The sequence below is a fragment of the Paractinoplanes deccanensis genome, assembly GCF_016862115.1.
GTDB classification, from domain to species: Bacteria; Actinomycetota; Actinomycetes; order Mycobacteriales; family Micromonosporaceae; genus Actinoplanes; species Actinoplanes deccanensis.
Genome location: NZ_BOMI01000259.1, coordinates 1 through 538 on the forward strand (window position 1 = coordinate 1; position 538 = coordinate 538).

Below are 538 nucleotides of genomic sequence, written 5' to 3' on the forward strand. Positions count from 1 at the left end.
GCGAGCGGTCTGTCATGCGGGCGCCGTCAGCGGCGCAGACCCGGGCGATGTGGTTCACGGTGACTTCGGTCAGGTCGTCGTCGGAGGCGATCCGGTCGGCCAGGACGGGCACGACCCAGGAGTCCGGGGTCAGGGTCAACCGGACGACGTGCTGATACCGCCATCCGGTCTTGATCAGCGCCGTGCCGCGCGGGCCTCCCGGCGTGTACTGCGGCTGCCGGTCCGGGCTGGTCGCCGCGTTAGGCCGCGGCCAGGCGGTGGTGTCAACGGCATACACCCGCGGCAGGCCAGACCGCGTGGCGATCCGGCACGCCGCTTGCAACGCCCGGCCGGTATCGATCTCGCCGTCACGTAACGCCCGATACGCCGCGGCGTGCCCGGTGACCGCGCCCAGCGACAGATGCGCCGGGCAGCCACACCGTCCCTGATCGGCGGCGATCCCGTCGACCAGCGTGAACAACGTCCGCGACCGGGAGGTAAGGACTGCCTCGTACAACTCCCGCCGCCACGCATCCAACACGATCCGGCCCAGCTCGCT

General features: G+C 71.4%; 1 protein-coding gene. It reads right to left on the minus strand.

The window, feature by feature from the left end; all coding sequences use genetic code 11:
- Positions 1–460: transposase (locus Ade02nite_RS48910; protein ID WP_203778303.1), on the minus strand; the 460-nt coding region annotated here is incomplete at its 3' end.
- Between the last annotated feature and the right edge of the window lie 78 nt (positions 461–538).